A 26,684-nucleotide genomic window follows, 5' to 3' on the forward strand; every position below is an offset into this window, starting at 1 on the left:
GTTCACAGTTAAGGGGCTGACAACATTTCTGCTGCATGAACTGCAACTAAAACCGGAACTTGATAGAGGATGTAAGCCAGATCGGCAGCATTCGTATCTATATCCCATCGAATGTCGCGATCTTCATTGTGCTGAGTGAGTCGGGCAGCTCCTTCGGCATCTGCACCGGGGTTAGGAGCCGTCAGCGTAAAACTACGGTTAATCTCCAGAAATGAGCCAGGAGGAGCGGGTTGCACATCTTCCCAGGCGAGGTCATTCCAGAGATTCCAAACATTGGGCGCGCCAGAATGGTCAATGTCTAGACCAAAGCGTGGTTCTCCAGGTCGCTCTTTGATCACAAAAAACCAGCCTGCTTTGTTCTGATCGCCCGGCTCAGTTCCCGAACCCCCTCGCGCCTCTAGAGCCGTAAGGTCAAAGCCAAAGAAATAAATATCAGGCGATACTTGTGCCTGGTATAGCGGCGTTTTCACCTTAGTGCGGGGTGGATTGGCAAGTTCGGCATCGCTAAGAGAAACAAGGCGACGTTCTTTGGTGAGATCGATCGTGCCATCGTCTTTCAACGCCCATTCTGCTTTGTGAGCATAGATCACAGCCGTAGGATATTTCTTGAGGAGTTCGCCCCGAATTACTAGGACAACCTCTTCTTCCTTGTCACCCTGAGCTTCTCGGTGATCGTGATCGCCCAATTTAGAAGCCTGTGACCAACGGTGTAATGGAGGAATGTCACGGAGCTTTTCTTTGAGTGCTGCATCATTGAGATTGCCAGGATTCAAGAAACTACTCACATCCCAAAACTGACGGAAATAGCTCCCGCGCTGATCGGTGGGATATTCTCGCCACAAGAGTTCGCGAGCAAACTCATGGTTCAGTCCCACCATGTAAGCTTCGATAAACTTTTGGTTGGTTTCGAGCAGCGTGATACTATTTTGTTCAATTTTGTTGATGTTGGGCAAGAACAGTTCTGAGGAAATGCTGACTAAAGGTTTGTACATGGGCAAATCGATCTCCGGATATGCCATTGCCTCGATAAAGGTTTCAGCGAGTTGCGGTAGGAGATCTTTGAGCCGTTCTGGAAAGAAGATTGTGGATTCTATACGGCGTGGAATCGTAACTTCGGGATTAATTTTCTCGAAAGTCGTGGTTCCTAAGTTCGGCAAATTAACCGATCCTCGGTAGGGCGTTTGACCGACTTCGCGACTGGCTTCGATCAGTTCGTAACTGTCTTTGAGTGCGGCTTTAAATGTGATGGCTTCTGGGCTATCTGTATCACCGAGTTTTGGTCGAATCTCTGATCCGGGTTCTGCGATTTCAAAATTAGGACTGCGGGGAATCTCATCAACTGAGGCAGGGGTTTGATCCACTTCGCGAATCGCAACTGACTGTTGGACTCCTTGCGCCCAGCGTTGTAAGCGATCGTAGTACCGGAACAGCACCCCAAACGCGATCGCAGCAACCAGCACTAAAGGTCCACTCAGCCCCAAGACGAGGATTGCGAGCAACAAGAGCAACAAGAGCACCACCAAAGGCAACCAAGGAAAGCGACGCAGCAAATCTTTGATCGGGGTTGGAATATCATCCGGTTCAACAATGTCCGCGACTTCATCGACTGTGAGAACTCCACCAGGCGTTTGTTTGGGTGGAGCAGAGCTAACTTCTCCTGTGTTTACACGATCGAGCAATGTTGTCGGTTGAATCGTTCCAGAGAAAGGCAGTGATTTCATGATCCGACCGCGCGATCGCAACACTCTTCTCATTGGCGTTGACATCAGTGCAGGCACGACTCGACTTGTCTGCAACTGGTGATGAACCGTCAAGCCTTGCTCTGGATCGACGACTCGACGATGCAACGGGGCTGTAAACACAAGCACAGAGTTCAAACTCACCTGTCGCCAAGGGCGCAAATGTCGGTCATACCAGACCCAAGATACTTCTTTTGCTAATTGCGCCCAGCGAATCCGTCGGTTTGCTTCTAGCACATCGCCGACTTGCTCCCAAGCAGCATTCATGTAGTCTTCTTGATTGGTTCGCACAACATCTGTTCCAAAGCCAGCCGCGACTCGATGACGCGGATCGAGGTTTAACTCATGCACCCAGTTCTCTGAGTTCGGGAGCGGGTTTGATGCTCGATCGCTCAACAATCGTTGAGTCAGCGCGTGCCAGCGACCGTAGATGGGTGGGGTAATCAGCGGATCGGCATCTGTTTCCGTCTCCAGCACAGGTTCAGACGATGGCTCTAGCTCGATCGGAGTTGTGGGAGGGACGGGCAACTGTTGATTTGCATCCAGCGCGGATTGAACAGTATAGTCATCCGCCAAGTTAATCAAAGAAGCTAACGCCGACTGAAACGGGTGAGGATAAGGCTGTGCCCAGTTTTCATAGGTCAACACTTCTCCTTGTTCTTCGGGGTTCAAACTCTCCAAGGGCACTCGTAACGCTCCACCGAGTTTGAGAATGCCATCTAAATCGAGAATTCCGGGGAGGTTCACACCGGGTCTCTGCACATCTAAGTCTCGCCGACCAACGCTTTTATCCACAGGTTTCGGCTGCAAGAGCCGAACTAAGTATTCAAAATCTCCCTGACTCCCCGTCTGAAAATACCAGCGATGATAGTACGGGTAAGCGGTGGGATCGAGCCGCCCGCTATAGTTTGCTCCGGCAAAGGCTGTGACTGAAGGTGTTTTTGCTGGATCTAGCCCTAGCCCTGCAAGCCGACCGGACTCAAAGACGGGCATCAAGAAGGCATGATATGCCGTATTCGCAGCAAGCTTGCGTGGGCAGAGAATCCGCGAATAGCCAAAGTCTGGATTCTCATTGAGCGCCGTTTGTAACTTGGCTAAGAAGGCATCGGTTTGGGTCGATGACATTCCTTCACCCGTCGCTCCTAGATCTCGATTGACATGAACATGCGCCCACGCCCAGAGTTGATCAAACCGAGGAAGGACTGTCTCTGCTTGAGCAATCTCAATGTAAGAGAGCGGTCGATTTTGAATGTTCTTCCCCGATTCAAATTCTGATTCTGTCAACACAACAAGCATGATCCAGGGCGTGAGGCGATGTTTGGCAAGATCAGGAGCCGCTGGAGTGTAGCGCCAGGGAAAATCTTCGTCGTAGAACTCAATATAAGGCAGATAGTTCGGCTCAAAATTCGTAATCCAGTGACGTGGTTCGACTTTAACGATCGCTCGTTTCTCAATTCCGACGACATCCCCAGGCCCATAAACTTGAATCGACTTGTTAATAGAATCACTCAAAGGGGATGGACTAATCCCTTCGCCTTTGAGGGTCAACTGCACGGGGATTTCTGCTCGCAGTTTGGAACTGCCCGACTGGATATTGTTTGCAATACCCTGCCGTAACCAGGGCAAAAAGGAATAGGTAGAAAGGGCATCACTCATCGGTTCACCTCGTGCTGCGGAATCACATGTAAGCGATCGTATAAATCAGGGTTTTGGTTGACCTGCCGTTGCAGATAAGCCAGTGCTTGGGTCTGACTGTTGAATTGAGCCGTACTTTGAAAGGCTTGATTGTTCGCTTGAAATGCCACAACAAACGCTTCTTCTCGAACAGCAACTTTTTCCTTAAAAGGCTGTAGTTTGGTACGGTAAGCCTTTGATAGTACGGATTGGCTGATGCTATTGCTGCCGAGGAAATGTATAAACAACACTCCGTTAAAAATCCGGAAGCGGCGGATGAATCGTTTGTAGTTACTATCAATGATGATTTCTTCGTAGCGCACTCGTCGTCGAACCAGTTTACTAGAGCGCAGTGCTTTTCCAGGAGCAGAGAGATCGAGTCCGCCCGTCAGTGGATCGTAGGCGCGGCGAGACAGTTTACTTGCATCGTCTAGATTTTGGAATTGTGCGATCGCAAATTGCTCTGTGACATCTGCCGTCTTTGCTAATCCCCCGCTTGCAACTTCAACCGAGAAGCGTTTCGCATCGCTCACTTTTTGAGTGCCGACTTTATCGATCGCGATATCCAACGGCACTGCTTTCTGGCTAATCCGAAGCATACCGACTGGATGTAAAACGAGTTCTACAGACGGATCGAGCTTGCGGAGAGAAACGAACAAATTGTTTTCGGGCGGTAAGATCGCGCGCCAATTTTGCAGTTTTTCAAACTCTGCCTTGAGAATCGGCATCGCAGGCACAGGGGGCAGCGTTGTATCCTTTTTCTCACCCCAGGTAATATCAAAGTCTGCCGAGATCTCAAAGAACAGAATCGAGAGATAGCCCGTTCCTCTAGCTCGCCAAGGCGTTGGACCTTCGAGAGAAAACTGCAATCGAATCGTGAATACGCCCGCCCCAAATACCTTCAGCGATACCGAAGCCGAGATTTCGATAATGAAGTAAAAAGGTGAAAACTGAATCAGCGCATCATAGCCAATGTGACCTTCTATGCTAAAGGCACTAAAGCCGAAGAACAATTCCGCACGCGCCCCAAACTGCACCGTGTTGCTGGTCACTGCGAAATAGTTCATCACCCGAATCCGGGCATTCGATTCGTTTAAGATATTGACCGAGATCCGATTCGGACTGGGGAACGGCAAGGGGGGTGGATTAAACCGAGGATGGAACCCGCCCACACTGACGACAAAGTTGGGATCATCGCCATAGGCGACGAGTAGCCCCATTTCCCCTTCAAGCGTCAGGAACAGAATCCGCGACTCAAACAGAGTGGCAAAGAAGTAAATCCGCTTTTTATCAAACTCGATCGCACCAATAAAACTAACCTGCAACACCAGCAACGCGGCTTCTTCCGTCGGCAGTGCGACTCGCAACACCCCCAAAATCGCAATGTTGCCCGGAATCTCGATAATGATGCCCAAGGACAGAGAAATCAGCGTCGGCGTTCCCCAACCGAGCTTCGCCATCGGTCCAATCAAAAACTTGCCTTGCTGTGGTGGGAAAAACGTTCGTAAGTCACTGAGAATACGCGGTGCATTGGCAATCACATCTCGCGGGAACAAAATGCTATTCAGTGCTCCAGTCCGAACACCTTCGACGAGCGGCTGCAACTGCATCGTGCGATTGAGTCCCAACAATCCACCGACCCCGAGCAACGTAAAGCCAAAGCCCAGTTGTAATCCTGTCCCAAATTCCGCTGTGATGATAATCAAGAGCGAGAATCCCTTTGAGCCGTCAGGCATCTTAGTCGTGATTAGTCCGATCGCCTTTAGCGTCAGAAATCCACTAAACACTAATTCCAATGCGCCAGCGTATTCCTCTCGATCGAAGTCAAAGAACAAATATCCGCCACCCTTCACCACGCCAGCATCAACGGACAATCCGACACCATTGGGAGGCTTAAAGTCGATCGCTAAATCCGTCGATCCTAAATTCCCTTGCCGGAACACCAGCGCCGCCTGCACCCCAATATTCTCAACCACTGCCTGCAAGGGTCCCAAGCTGAGCTTCAGTACTGCTCCCGCTTCCACCTTAAAGCGATCGGCTGCTGGTTCTAATGCCAAACGTAATCCCTGAATCTGCAAGAAACCGAGATCCAAATGCACGGCTAATTCTAGAGCGAGTTTCGCGCCTCCCTGGAAGGTAAACCCTGAAAGTAACGTGATGCCCAGTGCTAGACTCGCTTCCGCCTGCACATTCAAGCTCGACAAAATCTGCTGGAGAAATCCATCTCCTTCGCCTCCAGCCACCACCAATCGCAAAGCACCAATCTCGGCTGCCATGCCCAAATCCAACTCTCCACGAGGATTCTGAGCAAACCAAGACACCCCTAATCCTTGTACTGCTAATCGCGTGCCTCCCGGCGAACCGATTAAAACGATTTCATCTGCACGACTCGTCTTCTCTCGAATCGTAACGGCGGCGCGAAAAGCTCCAACCAGATTGAGAATCCCTTCAACACTCAGCGGCGGACGAACAATCAATCCCACGCCCTGGATATCGGCTGTAGACTCAAACACTAATTCACCGCGATCGCACACCCCAAACTCAAACGCTGCTCCTCCGAGTAAATAGGGTAACAGTGCCACGCCTTTTGGCTTCCCTGCCTGCGCCTGCACGGGTGCGATCGTAATTCCAAACTGGCTGTATGTCTCTGCTGTAAATCCTTTCTGCAACAGTGGAAACCGCAAATCCTGCAAGGTTGTTGAACTATTGCCCAACACTGTTCGCGTGGTATCAGATTGAGTGTATCGTCCTCCCGGTAGCGATGCCGATCGCATCAATCGCTCCAACCGAGCTAAAAACTTATCTGAATCAAAGTCGCTCTCCCAAGCGTAGACTGCATTCGCGATCTGAATGGGGTCAGTAAAAAACGTTCCCAGCCTATCCCAGTTAATCCGCCGCATGGTTTGTCCAGCAGCAGGCGTTGGTTCATGCTCAATTAGCCCCAACAATAACAGTGCCTCATGGACTTGCGTCTTCTGCTGCATCAGATAGTCTAAGAGCAAAAAATCTGTCAGCCGCCGAGGCAAATCATCAATATTAGGAATCGATGCCCCCCCTGATGATTGCACCTGATTTTTGAACTGAGCGATCGCATCAACAGTCGTCCCGAGTCTGGCAAAAACAGTCGCGATCGCACTAGCGACTGCTCCTTCTCCACTCGCAGAGAGTAACTGTCGAATTGCCTCGACCAATTCTCCCGCCTGAGTCGCTAATGCGGTGAGTGAACTGCCTCCCGCCCCGGCTGGAAGTTCAAATCCGAGTTGCCGAAAAAACGCGATCGCTTGGTCTGGCGTTCGGATTGAGCGCAGGGGCGCGATCGCTAAACTGGTCTCGGTCAGAATCGATTGCAGGGCATCCTGTTGGGGCATCTCAGTTCTCACTTTCAAACAATCATGGGAGCAATCTTTTAGGCAGGAACAATAACAATCTTGTCGTGATATTCGGGCGTAGGGCTAACCACAAAAGGCGGAGTTGAGAGTCCGGTCGTCGCCTGTCGATTTTCGACAAGCCAAGGGGTGTGACGAGACTGGGCAAAGGTTGCCGTTGCCCCTAAGCCGCTTGGAATATTGCCTTGCCATTGAGCGCGAATCCAATATTTAATCGCGTCATTCTGTCGTCGATTTGCCGCTGCACCAGATGTATCGGTTAAGGCAATTAAGAGATTGTGATTCGCATTCGTTGCCGCAGGGTTATACAGCAGAAAGGGTAATCCCAGCCCCAAGTAATACCGCATCTTGGCTGGATTGCCCTGAACTTGAGCGATCGCAGTTGTGAGATAGCGCTGTACAGGTTGGAACTTAGAATTTGTGTTGCTATCAATAAAGGTCTTTAACTGGGTTTGATAGCCACTGAGTATTGCTACCGTCAACGGAGATGGCGCAGTCGCCGGAATCACTCGTTGGGCTGCACTGACTCCACCACCACTGCCAAAGCGCCGATCGACTGCTTCATAGATCGTCTTGAATTCCGTGAATCGCGTTGCGAGTTGAGCCGGAGTCGCCGTACCAGGAATCGCTGTATCGAGTTGGCTGATCCAAGCTGCAAGATTCGGTAACAGAGCATTCATCGCACTGATCTGCGCAGTACTCGGCAGATTCGTGTTGAATAACAAGACATTCGCGATCGCAGCAAATACATCTGTAAATCCAGCAGACCGAATTCGATTGAGGCGATGGATGGGAATTCGAGCTTCAGGGATATTAGCTTGCCACTGTAAACGACAGAACGCTAATGCTCCTAATGCTAGAGTCGTTTGCCAAAATGTCAGATGAGCTTGTGTAATGCCAAATGCAGTTGCCCAATTTTCAAACTGTTGACGAACTTGTGTTGCGCTGTAAGGCGAAAACCCTGAGTTGTAGAGTCCGACGACTCCGGCATTGTTCGTGAGTCCGGTAATGTGACCAATTTCATTAAAATGTTGAAACCAGCGCGGCCCTGAGACAGTCGGTCGAACAGTGCCACTTGTGCCAAAAAACTGTTGAATTGCCCGTAAAAAATCTTGATCTCGACCGACCTGACAGCCGCGAATATCGATTTTGCTATTGCGATTAAACCGCTGCCTCGCTTGAATCAGCTTGGTCTGAAAGGCATTTCCATTCGTCGATACTAAGGTTGCGGTCACATTCGTCGCGTAGTCAGCAGGTCGGGCAGGTAGAGCAGAATTCAGAGTCACACTATTGCCTAATCCCACGATCGCAGTTTTTAAGGTCGTTAACTGACCTTGGTTCAGAGGATTGTTCTGCAATCGACTCGTCACATCTGCGAGTAACACGTCATAGCCATTATTTGCGGCTGTAACTGCTGCTGCGTTGTTCAGGACATTTTGTTGCAGTGCCCATTGACTCGCTGCAATCTTGATAAAGTCCAGAAAATCTCCGCTCGGTTCTCCGGAGGCATCAGTCGGGATTTGATTGATAATCGTTGCCTGACTCGACCTTAAATGATTGAGAATCGGAGCAACTGCTCCTCGATGAATATAGTAAGTCGTCTCAACAAGAGGGACTGCTACCTCAAAGCTCATCATGGCTTTTAGCGCAGCAATCCGATTGCGAGCAAATCCCTCAAAATGACGTTTTAGAGAGAGCCGAGTTCCATTCTCTACAAATGGAATCAGCAGATTCGTGGGCTGGATCAGATTTTGGCTATCTACAAAGATATGGGACACAATTCTGATCCGGTTAATGATTCCCGTTCCCGTTTCACTGGGATTATTCAACAAATCTAAGAGATGTTCGATCGAAGTAACGGTTTTAGGTGCGAGTCCGGCGTTTTCATGGTAGCGATTCGCCAGTTCGATAAACCCATTGTCTTGGGGCGAAGCTTGAGCAATGAAGGTGTACTGAGGAACATAGTCAGGCATACCAAAGAGGGGAGCGGGCGCACTGGCTTCTGGATCGGGTGGACTACTGCCGCCCGATCCGCCTGGAGAGCTACCTCGTTCGATCGTGCGATATCGATCTTGGGTTGCCGTTTGTGTTCCTGTTGTAGTCTTGCACATACATTCTGCTACTCATTGTGTCGAACTGCGTCAGATGGTGAAGTTATCAGGATCTCACGAGTGGTCCTTCTCGGTAGTGGCGCGTGATCCAGTGGGCACGGGTTCCAGACAGACCCGTTAGAACGTCGTTGAAGTTTGTGCCGCTAAAATAGCGATCGCGCAATGTCTCCAAAATCCGACCACAAAGCATGATATTGCTCTTGGGAAACCGAGCCAAGTTAAACAAATCAATCCGCCGATTTTCTTCTAAGTTTGCTAATGCTTGCCGTAATTGCTCATCTGCTAGCACCCGTTGATTCGGCACGTCAGGCAACTCTGTCCAGGGTAAGATCGGAGTCGAGCCTCCCGGTGTTTGAGGTAAGACCATTGCTAAGAGGGCTAAGCGAATCCCACACACTCCAACTCCCGACGCTGCTAGCGTTACAAAATCCCCAGTTCCATTCAAAGCAGCAGCTAACTGATTTAACTGCTGTTGTCGCGCTAAGCTTGGACGCTGCAACGCGCCATCATGAACTAAGCTAAAGACGAACTTCTCAAAGCCCTCCCCGCTTTCAGAGGTTGTTAAAGTTACTGCCTGATAGTAAGGACTTAAATCATTAATTAATTCCCGCAACACCTCTGGATTCGATGCACCTGCTCCAGGCTGATTCTGTGCTTCTGCAATCAGGGTTTCGAGTTCAGCATTCAAGACAATGACGGTCTGATTTAAGCTCAAACTGCCTTGCTCTGTATTGCCTGCGCCGAGCAATCGGACTGTCACAACTAGCGTTCCGACAGTCTGTGGGCGATAGTTGACTTCACCGATCGTGGTAGTTTGAGTTTGAGGCGTGCCTCCGTTTTCGATAAAGCTCCATTCAAAGGATTGCACTGCACTGGCTAGCCCTGCATCAGTGACCAAGACAATATACCTGTTCTCCCGATCGACAGCTAAGGGCGCAGTCACAAATGATACAAGAACGGATCGTCCATCGATCGCGACAGCGGACTCCCCTAAATCACTTGCTTGAAAGTTAGTGGGCAAGCGGCTTTCAGTCTTACGAACAGTCATGCTAGAAACCCTATCAGACGTGCTGTATTGAAAAACTCATCCCTGTAGAATGAGTCTCTTATAACACTAATCAACACACTGACTGAGAACTTTAATGTTATTTTTTACATATTAGGGCTGACTATTCTGGATCTGCCGTACCATCAAGCAACTTGTGACATGATCATCAAGCAGAATCCTAAAATGAGACAAAGTGCGATCGCCTTAACAATGTCATCTTCACTCATTGCTACCGCCTGTTCTGTAATCCTGTGATGACTGGAAGTATGCGTAAGTCCAGTCGATTTATCATCCAATTTGGCGTTCTGGAAGTAGTCCATTCCAAGAGAATGGATTTCTCTCTTAATGTCATGAATTCAACATCTCTAGAATTGCAAAATTGAGACTCTAAGCGCCCTTGCTTTTTGCCCATAACCAGATACAATTAGGATTTATTCGCATTAAGAGTCCTCTTTTACGATGACTGCTACTCTCCCTAAAGCTTCTAAATCCCCCATTTCGCTGTTATTGGGACTCGGTTTAGGCTCAATTGTTCTGCTCATTGTTTTGATTTACAGCGTCACACTGGGTGCAAGAGACATTCCACTGCCGACGATTTTGGCATCGTTCACGACCTTTGATAACTCCTTTGATCATCTGGTAATCCAGACGGTGCGATTGCCACGATCGCTGATTGCGCTCTCGGTCGGTGCTGCTCTGGCGGTCTCCGGTGCATTGATGCAAGGTCTAACCCGCAACCCACTCGCCGAAACCGGAATCCTGGGGATTGAAGCAGGCGGTGCTTTAGCGGTTGTGATGAGTTTGTTTCTGTTTGGTAGCTCATCGTTAACGGTTTATGCGGGGGTAGCATTTTTAGGAGCCGCGATCGCGGCGATACTTGTTTATCTGTTAGGAACCTTGGGACGCGGCGGTGCAACTCCTTTAAATTTGACGGTCGCTGGAGCCGCGTTGTCTGCCTTGATCTCTTCCATCACGACTGCCATTTTGATTGTGAGTCAGCGCACGTTTGAAGAGATTCGATTTTGGCTAGCAGGATCACTCGCAGGACGGGATTTTGACCTGTTTTTACAGGTCTTGCCATTCTTAGGTGCTGGATTGCTGATTGCATTCTTACTGGGTCGGCAGATCACAACAATTAGTTTAGGAGAGGAAGTCGCAACGAGCTTGGGTCAACAGACGCTTTGGATTAAAGGATTGACCGCAATAAGCATTGTTCTCTTGGCTGGAAGTTCAGTTGCGATCGCAGGTCCAATTGGCTTTGTTGGCTTAGTTGTACCTCACATGGTTCGATTCTTTATCAAAACAGATTATCGCTGGATTTTGCCTTACTCAGCCGTACTCGGTGCGATTCTGCTATTAGTCTCGGATATTGCAGCACGAGTATTACTGAAGCCTCAAGAGCTTCCGGTGGGTGTGATGACTGCTATTGTAGGCGCACCATTTTTTGTCTATCTCGCAAAAACGAAGGTGAAAAAATGAATGAGTGGCGTTCTCCCGTACTATCTTTTCGCCTCGATCGACGAGTGCCTGCAATCGGGCTTCTGCTTGCTGTCATTGGATTTGCAGCGATTATCCTCAATGTCGGGCAAGGAGAATACCCGATCGCAGGATTCGACATTGTAAGAACCTTGTTTGGTATTGATACAGGCAACCCGGATCATGCGTTTGTGATTCACACTTTGCGCTTACCTCGAACGCTGGTTGCTTTCATGGTTGGGGTGGCGCTTGCTCTTTCAGGTGCTATTTTTCAAGGCTTAACCCGTAATCCACTCGCTGACCCTAGCATGATTGGAATCAATACTGGGGCAAGTCTAGCCGCTGTTTCGGTGATTGTCTTGTTTCCAGATGCGCCGATCTACGCGCTCCCATTCTCTGCATTTGTAGGTGCGGCAGTGATGGCAGCATTGATCTATGGGCTGGCTTGGAACAAAGGAAGTTCGCCGATTTTATTGATTTTGATGGGAATTGGACTGTCTGCGATCGCCAGTGCCTTCACCAGTTTACTCATCACCTTTGGCTCGATTTACGATGTTAGTCAAGCTTTAGTGTGGCTTGCCGGAAGTGTCTACGGTCGCACTTGGGAGCAAGTTTTTTCACTCTTGCCTTGGATCATTGTATTTGTTCCAGCGGCATTTGGATTAGCAAGACATCTCAATGTGTTGAACTTAGGAGAAGACATTGCGAAAGGATTAGGCAGTCGAGTTGAATGGCAGCGGGGTTTACTTGTCATTGTAGCGGTGGGATTAGCGGGGGCATCAGTGGCAACTGCGGGAACAATCGGATTTGTGGGGTTGATTGCTCCTCATGTAGGACGGCAGATTGTCGGCAATCGACATGAAGAATTACTTCCAATTTCTGCACTGCTTGGGGGGGTGTTAGTGGTGTTGGCTGATTTTGTGGGGAGAACACTGTTCGCCCCGATCGAGCTTCCCTGTGGAGTCGTGACAGCCGCGATCGGTGCGCCCTTTTTCCTCTATCTGCTGATTCGCGATCGCAAGAAATAACCTGAGATTGTCAAGAATTCGGTGCTAACTGTTGAAGCAAGTCATTGAGAATCTGTGCTTCTGCAAGGGAACCCCGCAGCATTGTTAAGTGGGCATCCATAAAATAGACTCGCCCAGATTGGGAGATCGGCATTGCTTTTAACAGTGGAATTTGGTTCCATTGTTGTTGAAGCTGTCGCCAGTTTAAGGGGCGATTGTCCACATCATTTTTATTCCATCCTAGAACAATCAGAATATCAGGGTCTAGCTGCGGTAATACTTCAGCAGGAAGCTGAAATGCATCTTTTGTTGCTAGCAACGATTCATCTAAGCGAACTATCTTAAATCCCAATGTTTCTAGCAAATCGGAATAGATGCTGCGCTCTTGCCCAAACGCATAAAAGTTACTTGTTAGATCACCAGAACTTAAGAGTAATACACGGGGATGAGCATTGGCAATCTCAGCTAATTTCTGGCGAGCTTGGGTGATTCGCTCGTTTCGGGCAGCCATGATTTGCGGAATCATATTGGAGCGATCGAGAATGCTTGCAAGTTGTTGAAGGCTTGCCTGCCAACCTCCTTGTTGATCATCGAGCAAGAGAGTCGGTGCAATTTGAGAAAACAATTTGGCTCTTCCTTGGCTTCCTTGCCACGTTTCACCCACAATCAGATCTGGCTTGAGTAAAGCGAGTGCTTCTAGAGCAGGAGAAGCACGATCGCCCAAATTGATTGGCTGAGTCGTCACATACCGACCGAGATAAGGAACTTGCTCAATGGGATGATTGAACGGCCGCCGACTTGCAGAAACGCCTGCATAGGCAGCAGGCTGTTCTCCCAGAGACAACAGCAGATCTAATCCATAGGGACTAAGTACAGCAATTTTGCGAGGTCGATCGCAGTCTGTACTTGGTGCTGTCGGTTGGCAATGGATTGAGGGCAATGTGAGAGGCAGGGTGGTGAGAATAGTTCTGCTACAGCCCCATGTGAGCAAAGCGGTGAGGGCAAAGAGCAGTAGGGAGCGAACCCAGCGATCGAATTTCATCGTCTGCTGTTGACTCAAAACACTCAATTTGTAAATCCTGATGAAACGTTTTTGGCACGATGAACAGGGCGATGGTTGGAGCACTGTGAAGTTCTCTGGTCGTGATGATGCGTTGCAAGCAGTTTCTCCTAGCCAGCGATCGTAGTCCTCTGCTTGTGCAATTAGCTCAAGTCATCCTCTTCATCTGCATTTTGCTCGGTTGCCGATAGAGCAGGAATACAGGCAAACATCGCAGATTCTAACTGCTCTGGGAGTTTATCCCAGATGAATGCACCTTTGCGATTGCTGATATACATCTGAGTGAACTGGAGTAATGCGGAAGCATATTCTTCGTCGGGTGGTAGATCGATGAGTAAGTAAGTTTGTTTTTCCGGATGAGCAAAAGCAGTAACGCAACCGCGACTACAAGCCCACAAACACCCAACGGATTTGATTTCCAGGTCTTCTGGCGCGAACTGTTGAGCTGCTAAATTTGTCAAAGTATCTAGCAAGATTTTGCCATCACAAGCTTGATCTTCTGCAAGTTCTTCTTCAGAACGATGGCAGGATTTGCACACAAAGAGAGTATGTTTTGTCATAAACTTTGGCAATAGACTTCGCAGCAACAAGCTGAAATTGATGCAACTTATTCTCATTTAAAGTGGAACGATCGTCAAGAGGAGGAAATTCATGACAACACTTCGTCGCGCATCTATTGGGTTGCTCCTCTGGAAACTGATCCGCTATGCTCCAAGGCTGTACTGGACTGACACTTTGCTCTGGCTCTGCATTGCAGGACTCCCCGTGCTGCCGGGACTCGTCATTCGAGAGTTTTTTAATCAACTCACCCAGCAATCTCCTTCGGTGTTTTCTGCTCAAGGTTGGATTGCGCTATTTTTAGCGATCGGGGTTGCGCAAATTGTTGCGATCATTCTCGGACGCATCACCAAAACACAACATCGCTTCACGATGAACAGTCTGATCCAGCACAATCTTCTCAGGAAATTGCTAGAACATCCGGGTGCTGAGAGTTTAACGATGGCTCGGGCGGAAACGATTTCACCTGGGGAAGTGATGAGCTTCTTTCGGGAGGATGCTAGCCAGATTGAAGATAATGTGGTGGGCACGAATGAGGTTTTAGGGGAAGGAGTTTTTGCGATCGGTGCCTTGCTGTTGCTCTTAAGTGTGAATGCAACCATTACGCTATTTGTCTTTCTGCCTTTGGTGTTGATTGCTGTGATTCTACATCGGGTCAGCGATCGCATTAAACGCTACCGCCGCGCGAGTCGTCAGGCAACCCAACAAGTAACAGGCATGGTTGGTGAAATGTTTACCGCAGTGCAAGCGATTCAGGTAGCTGGAGCCGAAAAAAGTGTGTTGGCTCACTTTCGGCAACTCTGCGATCAGCGCCGACAATCGATCGTCAAAGATCAACTGCTTACGGCGATCTTAGATTCTAGTTTTGATAATCTCATTAGTTTAGGCACAGGTGCGATTTTATTCTTTGCTGCCCAATCGATGCGGAGTAGCCAAACACTCAGCGTTGGGGACTTTGCGCTATTTGTCTACTACTTAGCCTACGTCACTTATTTTCTAGGGTTTTTAGGCGGATTTGTGGCGCTCTCAAAACAAAGCGAAGTGTCGTTTGAACGGATGCAAGCTTTAGTCAATGCAGAGGCTCAGACGCTCGTCGAGCCTCATCCTCTCTACCTGCCAACGCTGACCGGACGAAAATCTCAGTTACCTGTTCCTCGTCAGGACGAAACCTGCGATCGCTTAGAAGCACTACGAGCGATTAATTTGAGCTATCACTATCCGAATAGCAAGGTGGGTATTACTAACATCTCTTTGGAGCTTCAACGCGGCAGTTTTACAGTGATCACGGGATCGATTGGGTCGGGCAAGACAACGCTATTGCAGGTGCTATTGGGATTGTTACCGATGCAATCAGGGGAGATTTTGTGGAATGGTCAGACGATCTCTGATCCGGCTCAGTTTTTTGTCCCGCCTCGCAGTGCTTACACCTCCCAAGTGCCGCAACTCTTTAGCACCAGCTTACGAGAGAATATTTTGCTGGGGCTACAGAAAGATGATACAGAAGTGTTAGCCGCGATCGCGCTTGCGATGTTCGATCGAGATTTAGCAATGATGCCCGATGGACTCGATACCCAAATTGGCTCTAGAGGAATGCGGCTGTCTGGGGGACAGATTCAGCGCGTTGCTGCGGCGCGAATGCTGATTCGGCAACCTGAGTTACTTGTCTTTGATGATCTATCCAGTGCTCTAGATGTAGAAACGGAACAAAAACTTTGGTCAAAGCTATTTCAGCTCAGTTCACCAACGTGGAACCCTACTATTCTGGTTGTATCTCATCGCCGCTCAGTGATGGAACGTGCCGATCGCATTATTTTACTCCACGAGAGCAGGATCGAATTAGAGGGAACCTTTGCAGATTTGCCCTCAGCCTATACCAAGCCCCTCTAAATTAGGCAAGCACAATGACAATTCATCTGGCCTCCGGGAAGCCGCTCAAGTTCTAGAATAGCAATTGAGAATAAATTGCATTTGTGGTAAGATGCCTTCAAATTTTGCGATCGCGAATTGCAGCTTATGACTGTTACCCTTTCACAGCAAGACTATTGGGAACTTATCTGTCCTGAAATCTCCCAGACTGATGACTTAGAAGCGTCTCAATCGCGAGAGATAGATCGGACTTGGCAGTACTGTAGTGCTGTTGGAGAGGGATATTATCGAGAAATTCAGGTTCGCGATGGCGTTGAACTCGCGATCGCAGAAGACTGCTTCCACGAAGACTTGAGAATCATCACTTGCGATCGCGAGCATCCTTTAGAACTCAACTATACGCTGATTGGAACCGCAGCATCGAATTCAGACTGTGCGAATGCAGGACAGTACCTCTTTTGTGGAAGTGGCATGGCTCCAGGTGAAGTGCTAGATATTCAAGCAAAGCAACGCAATCTGAAGGTGATTATTCACATTGATCCTTCTGTTTTTTGCCAGCGGATGTCGGGACTGCCCAAGCAGACTCCAGACGAAATTAGAAATTGGTTGCGACCGATCGAACAACCTTACTACAGCCAAATCAGCCGGACGACAGCCGCGATGCAGTCTACCCTTCAGCAGATTTTGCAGTGTCCGTTTCAGGGATTGACTCAGCAGATGTATTTAGAAGGCAAGGTGTGGGAACTCATTGCGTTGCACCTTGCTCAGACAGTCGAGATTAGTCCAGAGCGCGAGACTAAGTTGTTAAAATCAGCCGACATTGAGCAAATTCACTATGCCAAAGAACTGCTCATTGCTCGATTAGAGAATCCGCCCTCGCTGATTGAGTTAGCTCGGCTAGTTGGGATCAATGACTGTAAGCTGAAAGTCGGTTTTCGACAGGTGTTTGGGACGACAGTCTTTGGCTATTTGCAAGACTATCGAATGGAGCGATCTCGCCAGTTACTAGAGTCAGGCGATCTCAGTATTACAGAAGCAGCAAAAGCAGTTGGACTGAGCAATCGCAGCCATTTCGCGATCGCGTTTCGCAAAAAGTTTGGCGTAAATCCTAGAGACTATCGGCAATCCATCATGAACCGATGCAGTGCTAGCTAAACTCCGTCCACCATTCAAAAAAACTCCGTTCACCATTCATCAGGGTTACAAAACAACCCCGATCGTCCGATATGCTGTTGAGAATAGTTCTTAGTTAATAGCTATCAATATTGTGTGGTGGCAGAGTTATGGCAAACTATCGATCAATTCTTTTGGCTGGAAGTATAGTTCTACTCGCAACTCCTGGAATTGCAGTCGAGCCAGAGGTTAAAACGTTATCGGAATGGCAGCAACCTGCCACTACAGTTCAGGAATGGCGATCACAGATTCAAGCACAGCAACCAGAGTCTGAACAAGAGCTAGAAGAAGAAATCGTGATTACAGGAGATCAGCAGCCGAGCGGCTATCGCGCTCCGAATGCGTCAACTGCGACTAAAACAGACACCCCGATTCGCGATATTCCGCAATCGATTCAGGTCATTCCGCAAGAAATCCTGAGAGATCAGGGGTTAAATGCAACGAGCAACTCTTTAGGAAATGCAGTTCAAAACGTGAGTGGGGTCAATAATTTAGGGCTTTATCAGGGGTTTGAAAATAGTTTAAAGATTCGAGGATTTAGAGTTTCGGCTTTTGATGGTAATTACTTTCGAGATGGAATTCGATACTTTACCTTTGGTGCTTTAGAAACGGCTGATTTAGAGCGCGTCGAAGTGTTGAAAGGTCCGGCTTCAATCTTGTTTGGAGAAGCAGAACCGGGCGGAATCATCAATCTCGTTTCCAAGCAACCCCTCCGCAATCCCTACTATTCGCTAGAGGGATCAGCAGGGAGCTATCGCGCTGTTCGAGTTGGGGCTGATTTTTCGGGTGCGCTAAACTCAGACAAAACAGCTCTTTACCGATTCAATGGCTATTACAAAGATGCAGGAAGCTTCCGTGATTTTGTGTCGAGTGAAGGGGCGTTTCTCTCTCCTGTCGTACAGTTAGCATTCGGGAAAAACACAACGCTAACGCTGAACGCAACCTATCGGAATGAACGTCGCACTGCGGATGATGGCTTTTTAGCAATCGGGACTGGGATCACAGATTTACCACGCAGTCGATTTCTGGGCGAACCTTTTCAGGAGTTTAGTGTCAATGATTTTAGTGTTGGCTACCTGCTGACCCACCAGTTTAATGAACAATTGACTTTAAGAAACGCATTTCGTGCTCAATGGGTCAATCCAGAGCGCTATTTTCCGCTCCGCAATTCATTCGATGAAGCAACGGGTGATCTAGAACTTGCAACCTATTTTGCTGCAGGGGAATATCAGACAATCACGACTCAGACGGATTTGATTGCTAGGTTTTCGACAGGTTCAGTCAATCATCAACTGCTTGTTGGCGTAGACTACGGACGACAGAGGGATAAACCAAAATTCGCGATCGGTGATCCTTACCGCACAATCAATATTTTTGATCCCACTTACGATGGTGTGGAATATCCCAAAGAGGAACTTTATAACTTCTTCCGCGATGACACAATCAACAAACTAGGAATTTATGTCCAAGATCAAGTTGAACTTGCTTCTAATTTGAAACTGCTCATCGGTGGGCGCTATGATAGCTACACTCAAAACCGAAGTACCGAAGGCTTTGGAGAACCAAGACAAGAGTTTGAGCAGCGTGACAGTCGATTGAGTCCTCGATTTGGGATCGTCTATCAACCGGTTCCAGCGATTTCACTTTATGCCTCTTACACGACTGCATTCAAAGCAAACTCTGGAACAAATCGCAATGGAGACGGCTCTCCATTTAAACCGGAAATAGGTCAACAGTTAGAAGCTGGCATCAAAGCTGATTTAGCTCGTAATTTGACAGCGACCTTAGCATTTTATGATTTGCGTAAAAAAAATGTGACTACCGATGATCCCACCTCTAGCGATCCGAACGACCAGCTACAGACTGGGGAACAGCGCAGCCGAGGAATTGAATTTGACCTAGTTGGGGAGATTGTCCCAGGCTGGAAGGTGATTGCTTCCTACGCGCATACTAATGCGTTTGTGAGCGAGGACGAGTCAGGCTTCCAGGATAAACGCTTGGACAATACGCCCAGAAATGCAGCGAATTTATGGACGACCTATGAACTTCAGCGCGGCAGTTTGAAGGGATTAGGGGTTGGTTTTGGGATGAATTTTGTGGGCGATCGCTTTGGTGATTTGTCGAATACTTACGAAATTCCAAGCTATGTTCGCACAGATGCTGCTATCTTCTACAACCAAGATAAATGGCGTGCGGCAATTAACTTCCGCAACCTGTTCAACACAAAATACTTCACAGGTTCAGATGAGAGTCGTCTAGGTGTGTATGTTGGCGAGCCGTTCACAGTCACAGGCTCATTGTCTGTTGTATTCTAGGAGAATTGGATGAACCGCGTTGCGAAGCATTTTCCTCAGGGTAACTGTATCTTTTACTTATGCTTGGGGTTAGTTATAAGCGTATTAGCTGTAGCTTGCAATTCCGATCGCTTTGCGATACAGTCACAGGCTCGCGGCTCCTTGGCGGCTTCTCAACCTGCATCAGAGTGCCGTCTAATCCAACATAGTGCAGGGGAAACCTGTGTCCCGCTCCATCCTCAGCGAGTGATTACGCTCGGTTCGCTGAGTTTGGAGAGTGCGATCGCGTTAGGGATTCAACCGATTGCTACTGTAGATGTTGATTTAACATCCCCTCAGCTCAAACGACAAGCAGGCTCAATTCTCAGTGTAGGAAGCAATGGTGAACCGAATCTAGAAAAGATTTTGGCGTTGAAACCTGATTTAATTCTGGGGTATGATTACCAATCTTCCATTTACCGCCAAGCTTCTTACATTGCACCAACAGTATTAACCAAATTCAACCATAGCGGTGAGTGGAAAGATATGTTCACCTTCGTTGCTAGAACGTTGGGGCGATCGCAGCAAGCTGAACAAGTCATGGCGACCTACTATCAGCGTTTAGCAGAATTCAAAGCGAAAATGGGCGATCACGCGCAACCGCCTAAAGTCTCGATCGTCTACCTCTATCCTGAAATGATTACGGTCTATACGACTTCAGGCTTTAATGGCAGCATTCTCAAAGACGCAGCCCTCGCTCGTCCTGCCTCACAGGATATTGATACAGAAGCAACACAGCGTAAAGGCGGGATCAGTCCCATCCAATACGGAATTTCTAACGAACAATTCGATGCAGCCGATGGAGATGCAATTTTTGTGATTGTTGACCCGACTGATTCTAAAATTGGTAAAACCCGCCAGCGCCTGTTGTCTGATCCGCTCTGGTCAAAGCTGCATGCCGTACAGCAGGGAAAGGTCTATGAGGTTCTAGATTACTGGATTGGCAGCGGTCCTTTAGCGGCAAATGCGGTGATCGACGATCTGTTCAAGTATCTTCTTCCTTGAACTGGGTGTGCAAGCCGTAAAGTGCGATCGCAATCATACTTAGTGAACAACTTGTGTAAATCAAGGCAAATCCTGATCCAGGGCTAGAACCAAACATCCACCGAACTAGACCTGTTGAAGAAGTCATTGCAGGTTCGACAATCTGATCGCCGAGTGGTCCTGCAATCAGTGCCGCGATCGCGGATAAACACTGCCCTAACAATGAATTTGCAGCAAACACTCTACCTTGCTCTCCTGGTTTCACATTGGTCATCCAAATCGCTGTTTCGGAACTTTCCATCAGTGGAAAGTTACTAGACGAGCAGAACTGAGCCGGGAGCCAAACCTGTGCCGATCGCCCTAGCCCGACGGTCATTTTGCTCAATCCTGCGCCTAGCATCGAAACGAGAACGCCTCGTATCGGTTGCCGGAAGCCCCCCCAAAGTGTGACTGCGATCGCACCTGTAACTCCGCCAATTCCTGCTGAAATCCCAATTTGTCCTAAAACTGCTGCACTCCCGCTTGTTCTCGCTAGCACCATTGGTGTATAGAGATTTTCCCCTAAGTCATGCACAAATCCAAACGGCAACGTCAGCAGTAGTAAATTCCTTAAAGGAGAATGACTCAAGAGAAGCCGAAAGCCCACACTCAGATCCTGCCAAAGATCAACCGGAGTCTCAGCTTGCTCGGGTTGGGGAATTCGGCGCGGCAGTAGGGTTGCGATCGCAATCAAAAACGTGAAGCAATCTATTCCTAAAATGCCATTTATGCCGATGATTGGATAAAGACTAGCTGCGATCGCGGGTGCAATAATCAAGGAACCATAGTGTAATGCGGAACCCATACTACTGACGCGAGCATACTGCTGCACTGGCACAAGTAAGCTAATGGATGCAGAGTACGAAAGTTCTTGTAGTTGGCTGAAAATACTCACGATCACTGTTGTGAAATATAAATGCCACAGTTGCAACGTGTGAGTGAGCGATAGTAAAAGTAGAAACATGCTAGAGAGAACAGCGATCGTATCTCCGAGCAGCATGAGGTGTTTCCGATTAAAGCGATCGACAATTACGCCAGAAACCAAGTTAATCAGAATGCGAGGAGCTTGGAAAAAGAAGCCCATCAAAGCGAGAGGAGTTGCAGAACCAGTGAGTTCCCAAGTCCACAGTTCGAGAGCAAATCCGGTCATGTAAGTCCCGATCGTTGAGACAAGTTGACCCAACCAGAGAATAATAAAAGTACGCACAGAGAAGTCGTTAGTGAATCAAATTGTCGGCTTTGCAGAAGAAAAAGAGCGTTAATTCATAGACTTGGATTCGGGGTGAGCAAAAGAGATGGCAGTTGTTCCAAAATCAGAAAGTTAGCGATGGGTGGCATTGTTGTACCAATCCAGAGGTAATAGTCTACGAAGTAAATGCGCTTTTCTTTCCAGGCTTGCGAAGCGTGGAGTAGAGGTTGATTTGCCCACCTGCGCTGGAGATTTTGGAAAGAGACGTTATAGGTCGATCGACCATCCCAAGGTAGCCAACTATTGACAAAAATGATATCCGCATCAATTTGAGCGAGGGTTTCTAAATCAATTTGGCTCCGTTCTGCCGATGAGGGATCAATCGTGGAGGGAGCCACAGGTCGAAAGCCGATTTCTTGTAGCAACTGGATCGCGTTACCTTCGTAATCCAGACTGATGTGATCCATCGTCGGACTGGTGATCACACTCAAAACCTTGGGATGAGTTTCAACCAATGAAGACAATTGAGTTCGGACTCGATCGAGGGCTTGCTGATGGGAAGTTAAAACAGCTTCAACGTTTTTCTCGCGATCGAGCGCTTGAGCGACGATTTTGAGATTACTTTGCCAAGTCTTTTCGATGTCGATCGAAATGGTTGGCGCGATCGTTGACAGCAATGGATTTTTCCGCCAACTGACATCCAAAATCAAGTCCGGTTTGAGTAACTTCAGAAGTTCTAGAGAAGGCGTATCGCGATTGCCTAGGTTGATCGGTTGACTGGTCACAAATTGACCCGCATAGGGGATTTGCTGGCTCGGATTATCGAACCGGGGCGATCGCACAAGATAGTAATCAGCATAAGCAACAGGCTGAACGCCGAGTGCCAATGCCATACTCAGTAATTTGGGTTCAAGAATGGCGACCTTCTGAGGTTTACCACAGATTCGAGTCCGACCACCCTCATGTTCGACGTTACGACAATCGGCTGAAATTACTGACTGCGGTGTATTTTGAACAATACGAGGCTGGCAGGCAATCAGGATTGCGACCAGAAAAAACAACCCTAGCGATCGCAGAATATGACGCATTACCAACTCCAGCGATAGGTTAGCGTATACACTCGTCCTCTAGAAGCAGCCCCAAAAGAATCATCAAACCCTGCACTGAGTTGATTTCCAATATTGAGATATTGATTGTTGAGGAGGTTTTTCACCCCCAAACTCAGCGTTCCATTGCCTAATTTGAGGCTGCTGATCAGATCAACGACTAGATAGCTCTCGATCCCAACTGGATCAATGCCTGCATTAAAGGCGCGGTTACGGCGACCGATATAGACTGCCTGAAGTCGATTGTTCCAGCCGGGTAAAGTTTCATTCTCAAGATAAGCAGAGAGCTTTAGCGGCGAGACTTCGTATCCTGTAATGGCGAGGAATTCCTGTGTTTCTGGATCTTCGCGTTCTCCTTCGCTCCAGGTCAACGTGCCGCCCAGTTTCCAGCGATCGCTAGGCTGCCAATCCACCGCGAGTTCTACCCCATAGTTGCGCTGAGGAGAACGAATCACTCGAAACTCATCACCAATATCTGTAAATTCGACGGTCGTCCCTAAACTCGAATAGCTATAAAATCCAGCCAGAGAGGCTTGAACATTCCTCCACCGACCGCGAATTCCTAGTTCATAGCTATCGACTTTTTGCGGTGCAGATAACGTTACATCTTCAGCAAAATTAAACCCTGCTGCGGGTTGCTGTAAAATTCGGGACAGATTTGGAAGAGAAAACCCTTGAGCAAAGTTCGTAAATAAACTCACTTGCGGAGTGAGCTTATAGACAATCCCTGCATTAAACACAACATCGCTGAGTGTCTTGTCTCCACCTTGGGCTGCAAACCCAGTTTCGCCATCAATCCAATTATCGACGACAGAAACATTAAAGTTGTCGTAGCGCACGCCACCGCTGAGAGAAAGCTTTTCGCTCACATCCCATTGAAGTTGAGAAAAGAATCCCAAATTCTTAATTGTAAAGGGGGCAATCCGAATCGCTGAGCCAATTCTCCGCGCTCTTCTCCCGCCACTGCTATCAAACTCATCGACATCAAAGACATCGTAATTTCCTTCGCTATCTTCGCTAGAGTAGTCTGCACCCCAAAGCAGACTCAGATTAGAAGCTAAGGGCGTTTCTAGCTGCAATCGTCCGCCAAATCGCTCTGATGTGACCACCGATCGCCCAAGTACTAATGGACTATCTACATCAAAGACGCGGTTATCAAACAGAGAGGCTGCGGTTTTGGTTTCTCGATAGTAGACTTGCGCCTGCAATTTACTATTCAGCACTCGATCGTGGCGATAGTCAAATTGAAAGAGGGTTCCCCGATTAAACGGATCGCTGCTATCAATAAATTCAACGGGTCTATCCAAAAACCGTGCTTTCTGAATCCCAGGGATCGCGCCTACAGTTAGATCGTAGTCTCCATTCTGGCTTTGTGCATCGTTGAAGTAGTTCGCCGTAATCTGGAATCGCTGTTGTGGATCGAGCTGAACTCCTAATTTTCCGAATAGATTCACCGAAGTACTATTCGCTTCGGAGTCTGCAAAGATTGGTGGGCGATCGCCTTCTGCATCAAATGGTGTCCCAAAACTATCGCGAGTAATCGAAGCTGCAAAATCGACATTACCCTGTTGTCCAGAAAATCCGTACTGAAGCAGGTTGCCAAAACTCCCCGATCGCAGATTGCCGACAGAACGCACTCCAATTTCCGCAGTCGAGACAATCTGATTCTGACCCGCGCGTCGAGTAATAATGTTGATTACACCACCGGCTGCGCCATCTCCATAGATTGCGCTAGGTCCGCGCACAACTTCTACTCGATCGATTGAGGCAATGTCAATCCGGCGGAGGTTCGCAACGGAAGTATCGTTATCAATGTTCGAGCTAATCGGCACACCATCAATCAAAACGAGCGGCGGGCGACCTCGCAGCGTTTGCGTAAAGCTTTGCTGAGCTTCGGAGCTTGCCCCTAAGCCTGGAACTAAGGTGCCAAGAATCGAAGTCAAATCTCGATTGACGTTAGACTGTGCCTGAATTTGTTCACGAGTGACCACTGTGACCGATCGCGGAACATTCTGCACCCCTTCCTCTGTCCGAGTGGCGGTCACGACCACTTCTTCTTCTTCGGATTCTTCTTCTTCGTTCAGGGCATAGCTCTGCTGTCCTGTTCTCAAAGTAACGAGCGTTTGAGGCAGAGCATTCTTACCGATGACGAACACTCGAATTTGATTACTCTCTTGGATAACCTGAACCAAGGCAATATCTGCTGTTGGGTTTTCTGCTTGAAAGCTCTGTCCTTCTGGTAATGCCAAGATTGCATTCGGAATTTCAGCAATTAAGCGATCGCGCTCTGCACGAATCGCACCGATTTGAAGCGGCTCTCCCTCTACGGTTTCGAGGATAATATCAAGTTCATTCTCACTGCGCTCTAGTTTTACCGCATTCACCTGCACCGTCGCCGCTTCAATTTGAGCCATCCACTCCATCACACTTTGTGCAGGTTGACGTGGATTCGGATCGATTTTCTCGGATGCACGAACAAACTGAGGTGTTGCCAAGATTGAAACAACACTCCACCCAGCGATCGCCAATAACTGTAACTTCATAACTCACACCATAAGAACATGTCAGATCGCTGCTGCACCTGAACTCGTTTTAGCAGGAATCACTCTCAATAACATACCGAAGTAGGAGTTTATGCCGAAAGCAAAAAACTCCCAAATTCGGATTATTTTCGACCCAAATCCGGATCAGCGAGCTAGGCTGACGACTCCACACTGCTGCTGATACACTTTGGGAGTGCTGCCAAAATGCCGTTTGAACACGTCTGAAAACTGACTTGCTTTGCAATATCCCAGAACCTCTGCGACATCCTTCACCCGCATCGCAGAATCAATCAACAGCGATCGCGCTAATTTCATCCGCTCCGCTTGCAAATAGCCCAAGACCGTCGTACCAAAACAACTCCGGAATCCAGACTTCAATTTATAGTCATTCAGCCCAACTTGACGAGCTAACTCCAGCAGCGAAGGAGGATCACTCAGTTGTTCTAGCAGAATATCTCTTGCCCAATAGATTCGGTCAATCTCGTCTGATTTGAGGGGAGCTTGGGGGATCGGCTTCAATGGCTCACCTAGTGTTGCGAGACGCATTGCAATCAGTTCGATCGCTTTGGCTTCCAAATACATTTTGCGCGTTACGCCCTGATACGGACAATCCAGAATTTGCCGCAGTGTCGTCTGCATTTCAGGAGTCGTCTTCCCCATCTGCCAAAACTCGCGATCGCTCGGTTCTTGCAAGACTTGGACTAAATCGATCGGCAGCAAGCCAAAGTCTTCTTCTACCAAACGCTGCAAGAATGTCAAACTAAAATGCAGGTCAAACTTGAGAATGCGATCGCCCCCTTTCCACCGCATCATGCTGCCATCAAAGACATCCCAGGAGATACTCAAAAAATTTTGTCCAGCCCGAATTCCTTCATTTCGATTCATTCCCAGTAAGCAAAAGCTCAATTCCAACTCCGGTTCAGCACTGCGATCGCTGGCGGAATACTCTACAACCAAATCCTCGACCAGTTGATAGTCATCTACTAACAGATTGAGTCCTTCGCATAAATTACTATCCCATCGGTAAACCCTGCCACATTCAGGATTGTCAAGGCTTAATTCGCGGGTCGTTGGACTAATGAGAGGTACATCATCAGCAGAAATGAGCAGAGGCATGAATCTAAACCGCAGTGAACGTCTGTAGGTTTGAAACAGTCAGCAGAATTTGTATAGGTTAGTGTAGAGTTAAATGCAAATTATTGTCAAATAGTTTGTCGGAAAAAGACTGCAAAGTAGCGGCGATTGCAGTCGAAAAAATCTGAGGGAGAAATAGACACAAAGCCCAAGTGCGATCATACTCAATGCATAACTCGTATAAGGTAGTTCTCCTAAATCTGGTTTAGAAAATCCGTTTAGGAGCCAAAAAACTCCCGTTAGCAGTCAAAATCATCT

Annotated in this window: 16 protein-coding genes; 6 read left to right on the forward strand and 10 right to left on the reverse strand. The window is 48.2% G+C overall.

Features of this window, described 5'->3' with window-relative positions:
- Window positions 1-8 precede the first annotated feature (8 nt).
- Genes LEPBO_RS0103615 through LEPBO_RS0103630 form a run of 4 tightly spaced genes read right to left on the reverse strand, consistent with a single transcriptional unit; the run spans window position 9 to window position 9,958 of the window.
- Window positions 9-3,395 (reverse strand): hypothetical protein, encoded by a 3,387-nt coding sequence (locus tag LEPBO_RS0103615; protein ID WP_017286172.1) that lies wholly within the window; start codon window positions 3,393-3,395, stop codon window positions 9-11.
- Window positions 3,392-6,781, reverse strand: coding sequence for a DUF6603 domain-containing protein (locus LEPBO_RS36055; RefSeq protein ID WP_017286173.1), 3,390 nt, complete (start codon window positions 6,779-6,781; stop codon window positions 3,392-3,394). Before LEPBO_RS36055 ends, LEPBO_RS0103615 begins: the two co-directional genes overlap by 4 nt.
- 38 nt (window positions 6,782-6,819) lie before the next feature.
- Window positions 6,820-8,910, reverse strand: coding sequence for a hypothetical protein (locus LEPBO_RS0103625; protein ID WP_017286174.1), 2,091 nt, complete (start codon window positions 8,908-8,910; stop codon window positions 6,820-6,822).
- A 46-nt stretch (window positions 8,911-8,956) separates the two neighbouring features.
- Window positions 8,957-9,958, reverse strand: coding sequence for a hypothetical protein (locus LEPBO_RS0103630; RefSeq protein WP_017286175.1), 1,002 nt, complete (start codon window positions 9,956-9,958; stop codon window positions 8,957-8,959).
- A 459-nt stretch (window positions 9,959-10,417) separates the two neighbouring features.
- Between LEPBO_RS0103630 and LEPBO_RS0103640 the strand changes: the two genes are divergently transcribed.
- Together LEPBO_RS0103640 and LEPBO_RS0103645 are read left to right on the forward strand one after the other, a co-directional pair.
- Window positions 10,418-11,437, forward strand: coding sequence for a FecCD family ABC transporter permease (locus tag LEPBO_RS0103640; RefSeq protein WP_017286177.1), 1,020 nt, complete (start codon window positions 10,418-10,420; stop codon window positions 11,435-11,437).
- The gene (locus LEPBO_RS0103645; protein ID WP_017286178.1) at window positions 11,434-12,462 is read left to right on the forward strand and encodes a FecCD family ABC transporter permease; all 1,029 of its coding nucleotides are present in this window, start codon (window positions 11,434-11,436) and stop codon (window positions 12,460-12,462) included. The genes LEPBO_RS0103640 and LEPBO_RS0103645 overlap by 4 nt, the downstream gene beginning before the upstream one ends.
- A gap of 10 nt (window positions 12,463-12,472) precedes the next feature.
- Here the strand turns inward: LEPBO_RS0103645 and LEPBO_RS36060 are convergent, their stop codons facing one another.
- Together LEPBO_RS36060 and LEPBO_RS0103660 are read right to left on the reverse strand one after the other, a co-directional pair.
- A complete protein-coding gene (locus tag LEPBO_RS36060) occupies window positions 12,473-13,510 on the reverse strand; it encodes an iron-siderophore ABC transporter substrate-binding protein (RefSeq protein WP_225903956.1) in 1,038 nt (345 codons plus the stop codon).
- 134 nt (window positions 13,511-13,644) lie between these two features.
- On the reverse strand, window positions 13,645-14,061 hold the full coding sequence (locus LEPBO_RS0103660) for a DUF1636 family protein (RefSeq protein ID WP_017286181.1): 417 nt from the start codon (window positions 14,059-14,061) through the stop codon (window positions 13,645-13,647).
- A gap of 91 nt (window positions 14,062-14,152) precedes the next feature.
- On the opposite strand from LEPBO_RS0103660, the gene LEPBO_RS0103665 reads away from it, so the two are divergent.
- From LEPBO_RS0103665 to LEPBO_RS0103680, 4 genes are all read left to right on the forward strand, one after another.
- Window positions 14,153-15,946 carry an ABC transporter ATP-binding protein gene (locus LEPBO_RS0103665; protein WP_017286182.1) on the forward strand — a complete coding sequence of 598 codons (1,794 nt, stop codon included), beginning with the start codon at window positions 14,153-14,155 and terminating at the stop codon, window positions 15,944-15,946.
- Between the two features lie 126 nt (window positions 15,947-16,072).
- The gene (locus LEPBO_RS0103670; RefSeq protein ID WP_017286183.1) at window positions 16,073-17,080 is read left to right on the forward strand and encodes an AraC family transcriptional regulator; all 1,008 of its coding nucleotides are present in this window, start codon (window positions 16,073-16,075) and stop codon (window positions 17,078-17,080) included.
- A 128-nt stretch (window positions 17,081-17,208) separates the two neighbouring features.
- Window positions 17,209-19,413, forward strand: a complete 2,205-nt coding sequence (locus tag LEPBO_RS0103675) for a TonB-dependent siderophore receptor (RefSeq protein ID WP_017286184.1) — start codon at window positions 17,209-17,211, stop codon at window positions 19,411-19,413.
- A 9-nt stretch (window positions 19,414-19,422) separates the two neighbouring features.
- Entirely contained in the window at window positions 19,423-20,436 is a 1,014-nt protein-coding gene (locus LEPBO_RS0103680; protein WP_051077761.1) for an iron-siderophore ABC transporter substrate-binding protein, read from the forward strand.
- Here LEPBO_RS0103680 and LEPBO_RS0103685 read toward each other — a convergent pair.
- The 4 genes from LEPBO_RS0103685 to LEPBO_RS0103700 form a co-directional block, all read right to left on the reverse strand.
- Window positions 20,417-21,661, reverse strand: coding sequence for an MFS transporter (locus tag LEPBO_RS0103685; protein WP_017286186.1), 1,245 nt, complete (start codon window positions 21,659-21,661; stop codon window positions 20,417-20,419). The two genes, LEPBO_RS0103680 and LEPBO_RS0103685, sit on opposite strands and share 20 nt — an antisense overlap.
- Before the next feature lie 56 nt (window positions 21,662-21,717).
- Complete coding sequence (locus tag LEPBO_RS0103690) at window positions 21,718-22,731, reverse strand: iron-siderophore ABC transporter substrate-binding protein (protein ID WP_017286187.1); 1,014 nt, start codon at window positions 22,729-22,731, stop codon at window positions 21,718-21,720.
- Entirely contained in the window at window positions 22,731-25,292 is a 2,562-nt protein-coding gene (locus tag LEPBO_RS0103695) for a TonB-dependent receptor domain-containing protein (protein WP_017286188.1), read from the reverse strand. The genes LEPBO_RS0103690 and LEPBO_RS0103695 overlap by 1 nt, the downstream gene beginning before the upstream one ends.
- A gap of 144 nt (window positions 25,293-25,436) precedes the next feature.
- Window positions 25,437-26,408, reverse strand: coding sequence for a helix-turn-helix transcriptional regulator (locus tag LEPBO_RS0103700; RefSeq protein WP_017286189.1), 972 nt, complete (start codon window positions 26,406-26,408; stop codon window positions 25,437-25,439).
- Window positions 26,409-26,684: the final 276 nt, after the last annotated feature.

The sequence above is a fragment of the Leptolyngbya boryana PCC 6306 genome (assembly GCF_000353285.1).
Lineage (GTDB): Bacteria > Cyanobacteriota > Cyanobacteriia > Leptolyngbyales > Leptolyngbyaceae > Leptolyngbya > Leptolyngbya boryana.